This window comes from Agarivorans sp. D1326 (genome assembly GCF_056958115.1).
This window is the reverse complement of the sequence record NZ_JBTWEN010000006.1, coordinates 60388-74435: the sequence shown is the minus strand read 5'-3', so window position 1 is coordinate 74435 and position 14048 is coordinate 60388. Positions and strand designations below refer to the sequence as shown.

Annotated in this window: 14 protein-coding genes; 11 read left to right on the top strand and 3 right to left on the bottom strand. The window is 44.0% G+C overall.

From position 1 onward, the window contains the following. Positions 1–367 precede the first annotated feature (367 nt). The gene (gene adhE, locus ACYFDN_RS12875; RefSeq protein ID WP_483511437.1) at positions 368–3040 is read left to right on the top strand and encodes a bifunctional acetaldehyde-CoA/alcohol dehydrogenase; all 2673 of its coding nucleotides are present in this window, start codon (positions 368–370) and stop codon (positions 3038–3040) included. A 120-nt stretch (positions 3041–3160) separates the two neighbouring features. Continuing rightward, complete coding sequence (locus ACYFDN_RS12870) at positions 3161–3913, top strand: DUF3108 domain-containing protein (protein ID WP_483511436.1); 753 nt, start codon at positions 3161–3163, stop codon at positions 3911–3913. Positions 3914–3981: 68 nt separating this feature from the next. On the opposite strand, the gene ACYFDN_RS12865 is transcribed toward ACYFDN_RS12870, so the two are convergent. Next, complete coding sequence (locus ACYFDN_RS12865; protein WP_483511435.1) at positions 3982–4932, bottom strand: LysR substrate-binding domain-containing protein; 951 nt, start codon at positions 4930–4932, stop codon at positions 3982–3984. Positions 4933–5029: 97 nt separating this feature from the next. Here ACYFDN_RS12865 and ACYFDN_RS12860 point away from each other — a divergent pair, with 97 nt between their 5' ends. From ACYFDN_RS12860 to ACYFDN_RS12830, 7 genes are all read left to right on the top strand, one after another. Further along, positions 5030–5248 (top strand): DUF1127 domain-containing protein, encoded by a 219-nt coding sequence (locus tag ACYFDN_RS12860; protein WP_483511433.1) that lies wholly within the window; start codon positions 5030–5032, stop codon positions 5246–5248. A gap of 373 nt (positions 5249–5621) precedes the next feature. Beyond that, entirely contained in the window at positions 5622–6290 is a 669-nt protein-coding gene (locus ACYFDN_RS12855; protein ID WP_483511431.1) for a PilZ domain-containing protein, read from the top strand. Beyond that, positions 6287–7120, top strand: a complete 834-nt coding sequence (locus tag ACYFDN_RS12850) for an SDR family oxidoreductase (RefSeq protein WP_483511429.1) — start codon at positions 6287–6289, stop codon at positions 7118–7120. The genes ACYFDN_RS12855 and ACYFDN_RS12850 overlap by 4 nt, the downstream gene beginning before the upstream one ends. A 63-nt stretch (positions 7121–7183) precedes the next feature. After that, complete coding sequence (locus tag ACYFDN_RS12845; RefSeq protein ID WP_483511427.1) at positions 7184–8059, top strand: TraB/GumN family protein; 876 nt, start codon at positions 7184–7186, stop codon at positions 8057–8059. A gap of 68 nt (positions 8060–8127) precedes the next feature. Beyond that, positions 8128–8271, top strand: a complete 144-nt coding sequence (locus tag ACYFDN_RS12840; protein ID WP_152779542.1) for a DUF3149 domain-containing protein — start codon at positions 8128–8130, stop codon at positions 8269–8271. Between the two features lie 72 nt (positions 8272–8343). Then, positions 8344–8919, top strand: a complete 576-nt coding sequence (gene smrA / locus ACYFDN_RS12835; RefSeq protein WP_016404055.1) for a DNA endonuclease SmrA — start codon at positions 8344–8346, stop codon at positions 8917–8919. Positions 8920–8932: 13 nt separating this feature from the next. Next, positions 8933–10420, top strand: a complete 1488-nt coding sequence (locus tag ACYFDN_RS12830; RefSeq protein WP_483511426.1) for a carboxypeptidase M32 — start codon at positions 8933–8935, stop codon at positions 10418–10420. Between the two features lie 44 nt (positions 10421–10464). Here the strand turns inward: ACYFDN_RS12830 and ACYFDN_RS12825 are convergent, their stop codons facing one another. Continuing rightward, positions 10465–11373: a LysR family transcriptional regulator gene (locus tag ACYFDN_RS12825; protein ID WP_152779546.1), complete on the bottom strand. Its 909-nt coding sequence runs from the start codon at positions 11371–11373 to the stop codon at positions 10465–10467. Between the two features lie 106 nt (positions 11374–11479). On the opposite strand from ACYFDN_RS12825, the gene ACYFDN_RS12820 reads away from it, so the two are divergent. After that, the gene (locus tag ACYFDN_RS12820) at positions 11480–12235 is read left to right on the top strand and encodes an SDR family NAD(P)-dependent oxidoreductase (RefSeq protein WP_483511424.1); all 756 of its coding nucleotides are present in this window, start codon (positions 11480–11482) and stop codon (positions 12233–12235) included. 57 nt (positions 12236–12292) lie between these two features. On the opposite strand, the gene ACYFDN_RS12815 is transcribed toward ACYFDN_RS12820, so the two are convergent. Beyond that, entirely contained in the window at positions 12293–12613 is a 321-nt protein-coding gene (locus ACYFDN_RS12815) for a hypothetical protein (RefSeq protein WP_483511422.1), read from the bottom strand. 259 nt (positions 12614–12872) lie between these two features. Between ACYFDN_RS12815 and ACYFDN_RS12810 the strand changes: the two genes are divergently transcribed. Continuing rightward, positions 12873–13967: a ketoacyl-ACP synthase III gene (locus ACYFDN_RS12810; RefSeq protein ID WP_220721540.1), complete on the top strand. Its 1095-nt coding sequence runs from the start codon at positions 12873–12875 to the stop codon at positions 13965–13967. Positions 13968–14048: the final 81 nt, after the last annotated feature.

Here is a 14048-nt window from a genome sequence, read left to right as displayed (position 1 = left end):
TTTTATTGTTAATTCACTAGGTTAAGCTAGCATCTAAAAAATACGTCAAAACTTACTGTTAACGTAGATAAGTTGAGAAGAAACTACAAATTTGATCGGAGTAGCAAAATTGGTAAAAAATTTACACTTTTTGCCTGAATACTGATTGATTCTGTAAAATTAGCCGAAAATATTTCGTGATTTTTTTACATTTGTAACTTAGCAACACATGATCTGGATCAAGTTGTACCACTAAAGGGCTACCTATAATTGCTGGTGAAAGTTAATTACTAAACCACTAGAACGGTGATTTACGGTCTATACTGAGGCGGATTGAACTATCAGTGTTGGTTTACTAATTAGTTTTAGTTTAAATGAGGAGAACAGGATGCCTGTAGGTAATATTGATGAGTTAAACGCAATGGTTGCTCGAGTGAAGGCGGCGCAAGCTGAATTCGCATCTTACAGCCAAGAACAAGTGGACAAGATTTTCCGCGCTGCGTCACTCGCTGCTTCTACAGCACGTATTGAACTAGCTCGTATGGCGGCTGAAGAGTCTGGCATGGGCATAATGGAAGACAAAGTGATCAAAAACCACTTCGCTTCTGAGTTCATCTACAACAAATACAAAGATACTCTAACTTGTGGCGTTATCGAACGTAACGACGAAGGCGGTACTATTACTATCGCTGAGCCAGTAGGTATTGTTTGTGCCATCGTACCAACCACTAACCCAACTTCTACCGCTATCTTTAAAGCGCTAATTAGCCTTAAAACGCGTAACGGTTGTATCTTCTCTCCACACCCACGTGCTAAAAACGCAACTAACTTTGCGGCTAAATTAGTACTTGATGCTGCTATTGCTGCTGGTGCGCCAAAAGACATTATTGGCTGGATCGATACTCCTTCTGTAGAACTATCTAACGCACTAATGAAGCACGAAGACATCGCGCTAATTCTTGCAACTGGTGGTCCAGGTATGGTTAAAGCTGCTTACTCTTCTGGTAAGCCTGCAATTGGTGTTGGTGCTGGTAACACGCCAGTAGTAATTGACGAAACTGCAGACGTTAAACGTGCTGTTTCTTCTATTCTTATGTCTAAGACTTTTGATAACGGTGTTATCTGTGCTTCTGAGCAAGCAGCTATCATTGTTGAATCTAAGTACGACGAAGTCATTGCTCGTTTCGCTAAATACGGCGCAGCAGTACTAAGCAAAGCAGACGCAGATAAAGTACGTAAAGTACTTATGATTAACGGCGCGCTTAACGCTAAAATCGTTGGCCAACCAGCATACAAAATTGCTGAGCTAGCTGGCGTAACTGTACCAAAAGCAACTAAGATCTTAATCGGTGAAGGCCTAGAAGCATCTTACGATGACGAGTTCTCACACGAGAAACTATCTCCAACTCTAGGTGTTTACAAAGCGACAGACTTTGAAGACGCTGTTCGCCAAGCTGGTATCGTATTAGACATCGGTGGTGTTGGTCACACGTCTGTGCTTTACACAGACCAAGACGCAAACGCTGACCGTATCGCTTACTTTGGCGACAAAATGAAGACTGCACGTATTCTTATCAATACGCCTTCTTCTCACGGTGGTATTGGTGACCTTTACAACTTCGAACTAGCACCTTCTCTAACGCTAGGTTGTGGTTCTTGGGGTGGTAACGCGATTTCTGAAAACGTGGGTCCAAAACACCTTATCAATAAGAAAATTGTTGCGAAGCGAGCTGAGAACATGTTGTGGCATAAACTACCTAAGTCAATCTACTTCCGTCGTGGTTCATTACCAATCGCAATGGACGACCTAGACGGCAAGAAACGTGCAATGGTTGTTACTGATAACTTCCTATTCAACAACGGTTACATCGACGACCTACGTGCCATCCTTAAAGAGAAAGGCATGGAAGTTGAAGTATTCCACGATGTAGAAGCAGATCCTACTCTGTCTATTGTGAAGAAAGGCGCTGAAGCTTGTCACAACTACCAGCCAGACGTAATTCTTGCTGTTGGTGGTGGTTCACCAATGGATGCTGCGAAGATCATGTGGGTAATGTACGAGCACCCAGAAACTGACTTCGAAGACCTATCAATGCGCTTTATGGACATCCGTAAACGTATTTACAAGTTCCCTAAAATGGGTTCAAAAGCTGAACTAGTATGTATTACTACTACTTCAGGTACTGGTTCAGAAGTAACACCATTTGCGGTTGTAACAGACGACACTACTGGCCAGAAATACCCACTAGCTGACTACGAACTAACGCCTAACATGGCTGTTGTTGATGCTAACCTAGTAATGGATATGCCTAAGTCACTATGTGCCTTCGGTGGTTACGATGCGGTTACTCACGCTATGGAAGCTTACGTTTCTGTACTAGCTAACGAATACTCAGACGGTCAAGCTCTGCAAGCACTTAAGATGCTTAAAGAATACTTACCAAGCTCTTACCAAAACGGTAAAGCTGACCCAGTAGCTCGTGAGAAAGTACACAATGCTGCTACTATTGCTGGTATCGCGTTTGCTAACTCTTTCTTAGGTGTGTGTCACTCAATGGCTCACAAACTAGGTGCAGAGTTCCACGTACCACACGGTTTGGCTAACGCATTGTTGCTAACTAACACAATTCGTTTCAACGCGACTAATACGCCAACTAAACAAACTGCGTTTTCTCAGTACGACCGTCCTAAGGCACGTGCTCGTTACGCAGAAGTTGCTGAGCACTTAGGCTTCCGTGAAGGTAACACTGAAACTAAGCTTAATGCCCTTCTAACTTGGTTAGACGAGTTGAAAGTTGAATTGAACATTCCTCTATCTATTAAAGATGCAGGCGTGAACGAGGCTGACTTCCTAGCTAAAGTTGACGAACTAGCGGTAGACGCGTTTGATGACCAATGTACTGGTGCAAACCCACGTTACCCACTAATTGCTGAATTGAAACAAGTTCTACTTGATTCTTACTACGGTCGTCCATACACCGAAGCATCAGATAGTGCAGAAGCTGAGTCTCAAAAAGCTAAAAAACCAGCTGCTAAAAAAGCGACTAAAGCAAAAGCTTAATCTAAATAGCACTGAATACTAAGGCTCCTTTACGGAGCCTTTTTTTTATTTTCATTTTCGCGCTAAGCTTTGTCATACTATGGCGGCTATAATTAGTCGAAGATGTTTGGGGTTAATGTTATGTCGTATTCAAAAGCTATAGCACTTTCAGCTTTGTTAGTTGCCACCACCAGTATTGCTGAGGTACTGCCCTTTGAGGCCGAATACCGCGCAGATTTTAAAGGCATCCCCATTGCCAAAGGCTATCGCCAACTGATTGATTTAGGTAACGATACCTTTCAAATTAAAAGTATTGGTACAGCCCTCGCCGGCGGCCTGAAATACGACGATACATCTCGCTTTACCTATCACCAACAAGATGTGAAAACCTTAGGCTTTGTACTTAAACAAAGTAACCTATTTTCCACCACACGAGTTACCGGCCACCCAGACCGTAAAGGCGGTTTAATCGTTGATGTTGATGGTGAAAGACACCATTTTGAAGCACCAGACAACGTGCACCAGTTAATGGATGCAGCAGGCTTCTCGGTGCAATTACAAAACGACTTAAAGAAAGGCTTAAAGGATTTAGATTATCACTACAATGTGATTGATGAAGTGGATAACTACCGCTTCACCGTCGTCGCTGAAGAAACCGTAGAAACCATACTCGGTACTTTTGAAGCGCTAAAAGTGGAGCAGAAAAAACGAGAAGGCCGCAGCACCTGGCTATGGTTAGCGCCTGAATTAGATTATCACTTGGTTAAAGCTGAAATTATCCGCAACGGTAAAAGCTGGGCTACCCTAGAGGCCACCCGCATTGATATTGTTGAACCAGAAAAACCAATGTTAGCTAAGCAAGCCGCTAACAACGAAGCAGAGTTTAGCAACTAACCCACCTTGCGTTTGCAATTATAAAGCCTTGTTAATCACAAGGCTTGTTGCTGCAGATAGAGCTGTATTCAATTTTTTATTAGTGGCGCCTTAACAATTTTGCTTTTACTTCGCTGCGCCTCCCCCTCTAGCCAAAACTGCTGAGCTTGCTGATTAATCCACTCACTAAATTGCTTTATTTTCTCTCGTTTAAAATAAGGCTTTGGCGCTACCAAGTAATAACGATAACGAGGTTTTACCTCTACATTGCCCAACTTAACCAGTAAACCTTGTTGGATATACTTCCACGCCAAGCTGTGCCGCACTAAAGCGATACCTTGAACAGCTAGCGCGCCTTCAATCACTACATGAGCACCTTGATACAATAAGTTAGCCTTGGGCACACTAGAGTTAAAACCAGCTAGCTCTAACCAATACTGCCAATTCATATCAGGCCTCGCATCATCAATCAGCGTGTGTTTACTCAAATCGTTTAAACACACCTCTGGATGCTGTTCTAAATACAATGGATGACAAACAGGATATAGATGATCATCCATTAGCTTAGCGGCCTGTAAACCTGGATAATCTCCCAAGCCATAACGCACACATAAATCGACCCTATCTTGGCGAAAATCTATCAAACTATTTTTTGGCATTAGCATTACCGATAGATTTGGGTGTAGCTGACTAAACTCACCTAAACGAGGCACTAGCCAGTGCTGGGCAAAAGACGGCAACACCGACAAAGACATGCTGTTTGGATCGGGATCAAGGCTTACTTGGCGAACGCCGTCCTGTAGGGTTCTAAATGCTTGTTTAGCGTAATGATGCAAGGTTTCACCCTCAGCGGTTAACACTACTCTACGATGTTGACGCTCAAACAGCTGCACATCAATTCTCTCCTCTAACTGACGGATCTGCTGGCTCATAGCCGCGGCACTTACAAATAACTTTTCTGCAGCTGCTTTAAAGCTGCCCATTTCTGCTGCCAAATAGAAGTAATAAAGCCCTTGCAAGGGAGGCATCCGGTCGCTCACTTAAGTTTTCCTTAACTAAGAGTCAATTTAAGTCGTTTGTCACTGACCTCCAATATAGCGTACTTTTTAACCGTCAGCAGCCAAAAGGAGTTTTGTTATGAACATTATTAGCCAAACAAAAACAAGCCAACAACACCAAGCTTTAACATCACCTAAACTAAACTTACGCAACATGCTTAGTAAATTGGATATGCTATTGGCGCGCCGAAAAAGCCGTCGTGAATTAGCTAAGCTTCCCGACTATTTGCTAAAAGACATTGGGGTGAGTAGAGCAGATGCGTTACGAGAGGCCGAGAAATCATTTTGGCAGTCTTAGCGCCACTTAAATCGATCAATAGGGGGGTATTGCCAAAGCTTGACTAGCCCTAGCTTTAAATTGTTAGCGCGACTTGAAGCAAGCAATAGCCCCTATTCTAAGCTCGCTCTAAGTAATCTTTTTGATGAAGAATAGCTTGCTTAATAACTACGCTAATAACCTTTCTAGCCTCTACTAATACTAAGGTGTTGATGTAGCTAAGCTTTATCAAGGCCTTTCAACTATTGACTTTTAAGCTAATAAAACTTGTTCACTCCAATGAATTTTCAAGATGTTTTTTTGACAATTAATCCGCTAGAATCTGCGCAACTGATCACACATCAAAGTGGTCGAACCTGAATGATCGCACAAACGGATTTGAAGTTTTACCCTTATGGATCAAGTACAGTTTCACAAAGTGCCGCCAAATTGCGGACTAAGCCTTAATATTACCACTCGCTTTAAAAAAGCAGCCGATTACAAAGGCTACTGGATAGGCGTAGACAAAAAGAGCTACATTATTTGCCGCCTTAATGGTGCCGATTCAAGCACTGGCATCAACCTTATTAGTGAAAGCTGTGAAGTAAATGCGCGCTTTCATTGGGACGGTAAACTCATCGCCTTCCGCTCAGAAATTGTGGCGTTGATTAATGAGCCCGCTCGTTGGATGATTTTGCAATATCCACAAAACGTCATGTCTATGCCACTGCGTAAATATGACCGTTATGAGTGTTATCAGCCAGCAACCCTGCACCTTGATTCAAAACACGTGTTACGTGGAGTGCTAAAAGATATCTCTGAACGTGGTTGTAAGTTTGTGCCAAGCGCTGCCAACAAGTTCAATATCAATGTATTAAAAGACAAGAACTTACAGCTACAAACCCGCTTTCCTAAGCGCGACGAGCCAGTAATTCTTACCTGCCAAATAAAAAATACCCCTAACGAGCGAAATGAATTTGCACTGGGCTGTCAATTTGTTCAAGATTACGAACTTGTTAATCAACAAATTGAATACCAACTTGTTGATAAAGCCTACGAAAAGAAAATACAGGGCATTGCTTGAGCAAACCAATCAACAGCATTTTAATCACCGGGTGTAGTAGTGGCATTGGCCTTTATTGCGCCAAAGAATTACAACAGCGCGGCTACAATGTTATCGCCTCTTGCCGTAAAGACGACGATGTGAAAACGCTACAAACAAGTGGTTTGCAATGTGTAACACTTGATCTAGATAGCGAAAGCTCTATTGAGCAAGGCTGGCAACAAGCGCTAGCCTTAGCTAATGGTAAAATAGATGCTTTGTTTAACAATGGTGCCTATGGTCAACCAGGGGCGCTAGAGGATCTGCCCACTCAAGCACTTCGCCAACAGTTCGAAACCAATCTATTTGGCTGGCATCACTTAAGCCGTTTAGCAGTAGCTCATATGTTACAGCAGCAACACGGGCGGATTATTCAAAACAGTTCGGTACTTGGCTTGGTGGCGATGAAGTATCGCGGAGCCTACAACGCCAGTAAGTTCGCCCTAGAAGGCTACACCGATACCCTACGTTTAGAATTAGCCAATACCCCGCTACATGTTTCGCTCATTGAACCAGGCCCTATTACCAGCTTGTTTAGGCAAAATGCTAAAGCCGCCTTTGAACAAAACATTGATGCCAACAATACCCGCCACCAAAACGCTTACCAGAAAACGCTAAAACGCTTAGAGCAAGAAGGCCCAAGCAGTAAATTTACGCTACCCGCTAGCGCAGTGTATAAAGCCCTATTGCACGCACTTGAAAAACCAACACCTAAAGCGCGTTACTACGTAACCTTCCCTACCCACTTGTTTGCTTGGCTTCGTCGAGTATTACCGGTTTCTTTGCTCGATAATATCCTTAAAAAAGGCTAAAGCTGCTCGTCAGCTAAGCGACTCATGCTAAAGTAGTTTTCTGTTCCTAAGGATGGATAAACTATGAAACCTTGGCTTAATCGCTTAAGCACTTTATTGCTGCTGTTCTCTAGCAGCCAAATAGCTGCAGAACCCTCTCTTTGGCTAGCCAGTAAAGACCAGCAACAGCTCTACTTGTTTGGCTCTATTCATCTAGGCAGCGAAGCATTTTATCCCTTACCTAAACCCTTTATTGATGCCTTTGAGCGCAGTGAGCGCCTAGTGATAGAAATGGACGTATCGTCTGTTTCCAGCAGCGATCAACAGCTATTGCAGCACGCTAGCCAATTGCCAGGCGGTGAGAAATTAGCGGACAAAATAAGTGCTGATTATTTAGACCAACTTAAGCAACGCAGCCAACAGCTTGGGATCTCACCTTCTATTTTCGATAACATGCAGCCCTGGTATGTAGCAGTGGTTCTTAGCCAGTTGCAAATGCAAGCCCTCGGCTTTGAGCCAGAATTGGGGCTTGATCTACATTTCATTCAGCGGGCGCAACAAAACCAGCTGTCGATCCATCAACTAGAAAGCTTTGCCGAACAAATAGAAGCTTTAAGCAGCCTAGCCAGTATTCAAGTACCTTTGTTGGAGCAAACCTTGGATGACTTTGAGCAAGTACCTAGCTTGTTCAATCAACTCGTAAGCCACTGGAATAACGGTGAAAACCAAAAGCTACTGGCATTACTTGAGGACGACCCGATGTTCCAACACGATGCAGAATACGTATTGGAAAAATTGCTATTTGAGCGCAACCACAAATGGATGCAACAACTTACCAACTTAAGCAATACCAGTTTTGTGGTAGTTGGTGCTATGCACTTATACGGAGAACAAGGTTTACTCGATGAGCTAAAAAAACTGGGTTACTCAATCCGTGAAGTTGATCCGGCGACAAATTGACCAGCATCAATTTGACCTTTACTTGAGCAATTTATGCTAATTACTCCTACTTAAAAGGAGTATTAGCAATGGAACTTTGGTTAGACTTACTCTTTGGTAATAGCATTGGATTAATGTCGGTGACGGTGATTGCCACCACCATTGCTTTGATGGGATTTTATACATTTTATTTCTTGAAAAAAATCCGCCAAAGCGACCCTCAGCAAAAATAAGCTTACGCAGCGGTTGCACCGCTGTCTGCTCTCATCTATAAAGAAGGAACTTCGTTGTTCAGGAGTTCTTTTATGTCTGATGAATTTGATCTGTTCCAGCAGGAAGTGGCTGGAATAAAACCCTTAAAGCAAGATGCCGTGGTGTCGGCTGGCGACAGCCTTAACGAAGCGGCCAAAAAAGCTAGACAACAGGCCGCTGCAGAGCACCTTGCTACATCTCAAGATTACCTTTCTTTAGAGAATGTTACCTTACTGCACCCCGACGATGTGGTGTCTTTCAAAAAGTCAGGCTTACAACAAGGCGTGTTTAAAAAACTACGCTTAGGCAAATATGAAATTCAAGCCAAATTGGATTTACATAAATTTCGCTTAGAAAAAGCCCGCAGCGAAATAATTAGTTTTATTAAGCAATGCCAAAAGCTCAATATCCGTAGCGCACTAATTATTCCGGGTAAAGGCCATAACAGTGACCCACCAGCACTACTAAAAAGCTATGTGAGCCAGTGGTTACCGCAAATAGACGCGGTGTTGGCCATTCACAGCGCCCAAACAATGCACGGTGGTACTGGCGCCATTTACGTACTACTCAAAAAAAGTGAGTTACAAAAACTCGATAACCGTGAGCGTCATGCTCGCCGTTTAGCCTAAGCTAGGAACAACTATGACTAAGCAAACTGCTTATCAACAGCTCTGTGAGCACTTTAAACACCTGTCAAAACTCTCTCACTTAAATTCGATTTGTGGCTGGGATCAGGCCACCATGATGCCAGATGGCGGTAACCAAGCTCGCGCCGAAGCCTTAGCAGAACTAGCGGTGATTATTCATGAGAAGTCCACCCGCCCAGAAATGGAGCAATGGCTAGAACAAGCACAGCAAGAAAGCCTTAACCCAATGCAACAGGCTTCGCTTCGAGAAATGTCCCGTAGCTGGCGCAATCAAACCGCCCTTCCCGCCGATTTGGTTAAAGCTAAATCGCTCGCCACTGCCCACTGTGAGCATGCTTGGCGTGAGCAGCGCGGTGCTAATGATTGGAAAGCCTTCCAAGTTAACTTGCAAGCAGTAATGCAGCTAGCCATTGAAGAGGCGCAAATCCGGGCAGATAAAACCGGCTTAAACCCTTACGATGCCATGCTCGATTTATACGAACCAGGCATGCAAATGCAGCGCTTAGATAAAGTATTTGGTGAGCTGCAATCTTGGCTACCACACTTAATAACTGAAGTAGTCGACAAACAAGCTAATTGGCCGGAGTTAACGCTAAATGGCCCCTTCCCTAGTGAACAACAAAAGAAACTAGGTTTAGCGGTGATGGAAAAACTGCAATTTGACTTTAAGCATGGCCGACTAGATGTAAGCGCTCACCCGTTTTGTGGCGGAGTGCCCAGTGATGTACGTATAACCACGCGTTACGAAGATGAAGATTTCACCCGTTCATTAATGGGCATTGTGCACGAAACAGGTCATGCAAGGTATGAACAAAACTTACCACTAGATTACCTTGATTTACCGGTGGGACAAGCCCGTTCTATGGGTATACACGAGAGCCAGAGTTTATTCTTTGAAATGCAATTAGGCCGCAGCCAAGCCTTTGTTGAGCAACTATTACCCTTAGTTAATCAGCACTTATGCCAGCAGCAGCCAATGCAACTTGAAGAACTTAAGCAGCACTATTTAAGTGTTAAGCCGGGTTATATTCGAGTAGACGCCGATGAGCTGACTTATCCTGCCCATGTGATGCTGCGGTATGAGCTAGAACGCGACCTAATCAATCAAGATATTAAAGTGGCAGATATCCCCGAGTTGTGGGATCAAAAAATGCAGCAATATTTAGGTTTGTCTACCAAAGGAAATTATCGCGATGGCTGCATGCAAGATGTGCATTGGCCAGCAGGGTTAATTGGATACTTCCCTTCTTACTCGCTAGGCGCAATGTACGCCGCACAATTCCACGCGGCTTTAGTTAAAGCCAAACCCGACACACCGAAAGCGGTGGCAGAGGGCAACTACAATGAAGTTTTTGCTTGGCTGCAACAAAATATTTGGTCACAAGCCAGTATTTACGACACCGATGAGCTGGTAAGTCGTGCTACCGGAGAAACCTTAAACACCCGTTACTTCGAGCAACACTTGCGCCAGCGTTACCTTTAAGCTCTATATGACTGCCTGACGACCGTCAGGCAGTTCTCTCTTTTTCATATCAAACTGCTTGCTGCTAGACGCTTCATCAAATCTTGTAGCCATTCCATAAACAAACTTAATCGCTGCGGCAACTGTCGACGTGACGAATAGAGAATTGAGACCGGCATCGATGGAACCTCAATATCTGGCAAAATACGTTGTATGGCCCCACTTTTAAGCTGTAAGGCCGCTCCCATAGCCGGAACTTGAATAATGCCTAAGCCAGCCTCACATGCTGCCATATAAGCATCGGTGCCATTTACTGCCAGCCTACTGGGCATTTCAAATACTTGGCGCTGTCCTTTATCAAGGTATTCAAACTCGGCAGCGCTATTGCCCATTTTAGGCGCATAATCGATTAAATAATGCTTGGCTAGTTCACTAAGCTGCTTTGGTACTCCATAACGCTGCAAATAACTGGGACTAGCACAGTTGTAGATTTGATAGTTACATAAGGGTTTTGCAATGAGTTGGCTATCTTGCAGCTCTCCCACTCTAATTAAACAATCAACGCCCTCTTTCACTGGGTCGATTTGGTAATCAGCACTGCTTATCTTGATTTTTACTTGTGGGTAACGCTCTAGCCATTCGGCTAAGTGAGGCAGCACAATGGTGCTAGCAAATCGGCTAGGCATATCCACCCGAAGGACACCGCGTATTTCATCCGCTTGACGAAATTGGCTTTCTACAGCGTCTAACTCCCGCAAAATAGACCTACACTGCTGAAGGTAAACTTCACCATCCTGAGTAAGCGTAACGCTGCGCGTGCTGCGATGAAGTAAGCGAGTTGCCAGCTTTTTTTCCAAGAATTGCACCGCATTGGAAATGCTCGACTTAGGCAAATCAAGTAATTCTGCTGCTCGCGTAAAACTGCCACTTTGTGCAACCGCCACAAAACGTTGCATTGCCTCAAATTTATCCATAAGCCGCTACTGTTCGCCAAAAAGAAACAATGATATCTATTTTAGTGTGTTTTTCACTAACAGTATTTTTTCTATCCTGCATGTCGATACAAACAGGAGAGACTTTATGAACAACTTATTATTGGTGACAGGTGGGAGCCGAGGCTTAGGGCGCAGTGCTGCTTTAGCCTTAGCGAAAAGCGGAGTGGATATAGTCTTCACATACCATAGCCAACAAGACAAAGCCGAGCAGCTAGTGAGTGAAATTCGCCAATTTGGAGTAAACGCCGCGGCCATTCAACTTGATCTGGCAGATAGTAGCAGCTTCCCTAGCTTTATCAGTAGATTAAGAGTGACCTTACAGCAACAATTTGAACGAGACTCAATCAACTACCTGGTTAATAACGCAGGAATCGGCATTAATAACAGCTTTGCTGAAACTACCGAGCAACAGTTTGATCAATTAATGAATGTGCATTTAAAAGGCACTTTCTTTCTTACTCAAGCTTTGCTACCAATGATTGAAACAGCAGGACGAATAGTCAATATCTCTACCGGATTGACGCGCTTTAGCATGCCAGGCTTTTGTGCTTATGCCATGATGAAGGGAGGATTAGAGGTAATGACTCGCTACTTGGCAGCAGAACTAGGCTACAAGCAGATTAGGGCAAATACGCTCGCGCCAGGAGCGATAGAAACGGACTTTGGTGGCGGAGTTGTACGTGACAATGCCACACTTAATCAGCAACTAGCCCAACACACAGCGCTAGGCCGAGTAGGTATAGCAGAAGACATTGGCGATGCCCTCTCCATGTTACTCAGCGACCAAGCCTCTTGGGTAAATGGGCAGCGGATAGAAGCTTCGGGAGGAATGTTTTTATAAGCTTAAACCAATAAGGCTTTGCCCAATATGCCTTGGCTAAGCCTTATCTCTATGGCTTTACTGATCGTTTGCGTTCAGCAATAACCAGTCTTGTGGCTTAGGATTTACTGGGGCTTCTACTTCATCGATAGCAGAAAATGTCCAAATAAACATAGATTTGAAAAAGGCTTCTTCATTATCTATTTGGCCATTTACAGCCACCAGTTTTTTAGGTGGAAGGTTACCAATAACATCGCCACCAAAAGCTAAAAGGCTTAGTGAATCCGCGTAGAAATCAACGGTTAATTCAAAAAAACGCGTATTATCAGTAAAACTAGATATTTGAGTATTATCATCACCAGGTGGAGACAATACAGAATTGTGTTGTTGCGCAGTCATAACAGACCCCATTTACGTAATTCAGAGAGTAATTGAGCGTCCCTGTTACATAAATTGACCTACATATTATTAGGTCTAGTCCATCAATATGAACTGATTATGGCACAACTTGACCAATAAAACACCAGCTAAAGCTAAAATGTGAGCTTTAGCCACAAAAAGCCACTGTTTGAGACTAATTCTTGTTCTAGTTTGGTTATTTGCAATGCATAAGGCATAATCCTTGGCAACTTCAATTAGCCAGAGTTTTAAGCACGCTATGTACAATGCTGAAATTACCGGTTGGGGCAAATGTATGCCACCAGCACGACTCACTAACCACGACTTAAGTACTTTTCTCGACACATCGGACGAGTGGATTAGTAGCCGAACAGGCATAAAAGAGCGCTGTGTTTCTCATGTAGATATTGCTGAACTCGCTGCTACCGCTGGCTTACAAGCTTTAGCTGCTGCAGGGCTAAAAGCAGAACAACTCGATGCCATTATTTTGTGTACCTGCACCCCTGGTACATCGGTACCTAGCAGTGCCAGCCGTGTACAACAACTACTTAAAGCAGAACAAGCCGCCGTATTTGATATGAACGCCGCATGCTCAGGTTTTGTTTACGGCATGCAAACAGCCTCTGCCTTAATTCAAACCGGAGCGATGAAACGCATTCTGTTGATTGGCGCCGAGCGATTAACTCAATTACTCGACTGGACCAAACGCGATACTGCAGTATTGTTTGGCGACGGTGCTGGCGCAGTGATTCTAGAAGCAAACGACCAAGCGGAAAAAGTAGGATTTCTAGCCGCAAAACTAGGCTGCGATAGCGAGAAACGTGAGATCCTGTTTATTTCAGATTTTGGCACTAACCGTAAACGTTTTTCAGGCGTAGATACGCTTTACAACTTTCAGTTCGAAGGGCCTGAGATTTTTAAACGTGCGGTAAAAGGCATGGGTGAAGCAGCAAGTAACGTATTAGAGCAGGCTAACATCGCCAACAATGAGCTCAACTTCATCGTGCCCCACCAAGCCAACTTACGCATTATTGATGCCCTAGCCAAACGTATTGATGCTCCCTATGACAATATTATGGTGAACATTGAAAAATACGGGAACACTTCAGCGGCCACTGTTCCAGTAGCCTTATGTGAAGCCTTAGAGCAAGGCCGAATCAAGCCTGGTGACAATGTATTGCTAGCCGCTTTTGGTGCTGGACTAACATGGGGAGCGGCTGCGATTCGCTGGGGTCAGCGTGTTACACCTATCGCCGAATCAGATGCTAGTTTAAGCCCTTGTGAGCAAACCGCTTTGGAAATTTTGGCCCCCGCCATTAAAGGTTGCCAAGAAGCTCGCGCTGCCGAAGCGTAAATGCCCAAAGGCTGTTTATCTTTCGCGACAGTTTACCAACAAACAGCCCGCTAAAAGCGGGCTGTTTGCTATCTAAAACTC

Coding starts and splice junctions, on each gene's coding strand:
- ACYFDN_RS12855 (WP_483511431.1), top strand. CDS start 5,622: ATGGATCAAGTACAGTTTCACAAAGTGCCGCCAAATTGCGGACTAAGC.
- ACYFDN_RS12845 (WP_483511427.1), top strand. CDS start 7,184: ATGAAACCTTGGCTTAATCGCTTAAGCACTTTATTGCTGCTGTTCTCT.
- ACYFDN_RS12815 (WP_483511422.1), bottom strand. CDS start 12,613: ATGACTGCGCAACAACACAATTCTGTATTGTCTCCACCTGGTGATGAT.
- ACYFDN_RS12840 (WP_152779542.1), top strand. CDS start 8,128: ATGGAACTTTGGTTAGACTTACTCTTTGGTAATAGCATTGGATTAATG.
- ACYFDN_RS12860 (WP_483511433.1), top strand. CDS start 5,030: ATGAACATTATTAGCCAAACAAAAACAAGCCAACAACACCAAGCTTTA.
- ACYFDN_RS12825 (WP_152779546.1), bottom strand. CDS start 11,373: ATGGATAAATTTGAGGCAATGCAACGTTTTGTGGCGGTTGCACAAAGT.
- adhE (WP_483511437.1), top strand. CDS start 368: ATGCCTGTAGGTAATATTGATGAGTTAAACGCAATGGTTGCTCGAGTG.
- smrA (WP_016404055.1), top strand. CDS start 8,344: ATGTCTGATGAATTTGATCTGTTCCAGCAGGAAGTGGCTGGAATAAAA.
- ACYFDN_RS12810 (WP_220721540.1), top strand. CDS start 12,873: ATGTACAATGCTGAAATTACCGGTTGGGGCAAATGTATGCCACCAGCA.
- ACYFDN_RS12870 (WP_483511436.1), top strand. CDS start 3,161: ATGTCGTATTCAAAAGCTATAGCACTTTCAGCTTTGTTAGTTGCCACC.
- ACYFDN_RS12820 (WP_483511424.1), top strand. CDS start 11,480: ATGAACAACTTATTATTGGTGACAGGTGGGAGCCGAGGCTTAGGGCGC.
- ACYFDN_RS12830 (WP_483511426.1), top strand. CDS start 8,933: ATGACTAAGCAAACTGCTTATCAACAGCTCTGTGAGCACTTTAAACAC.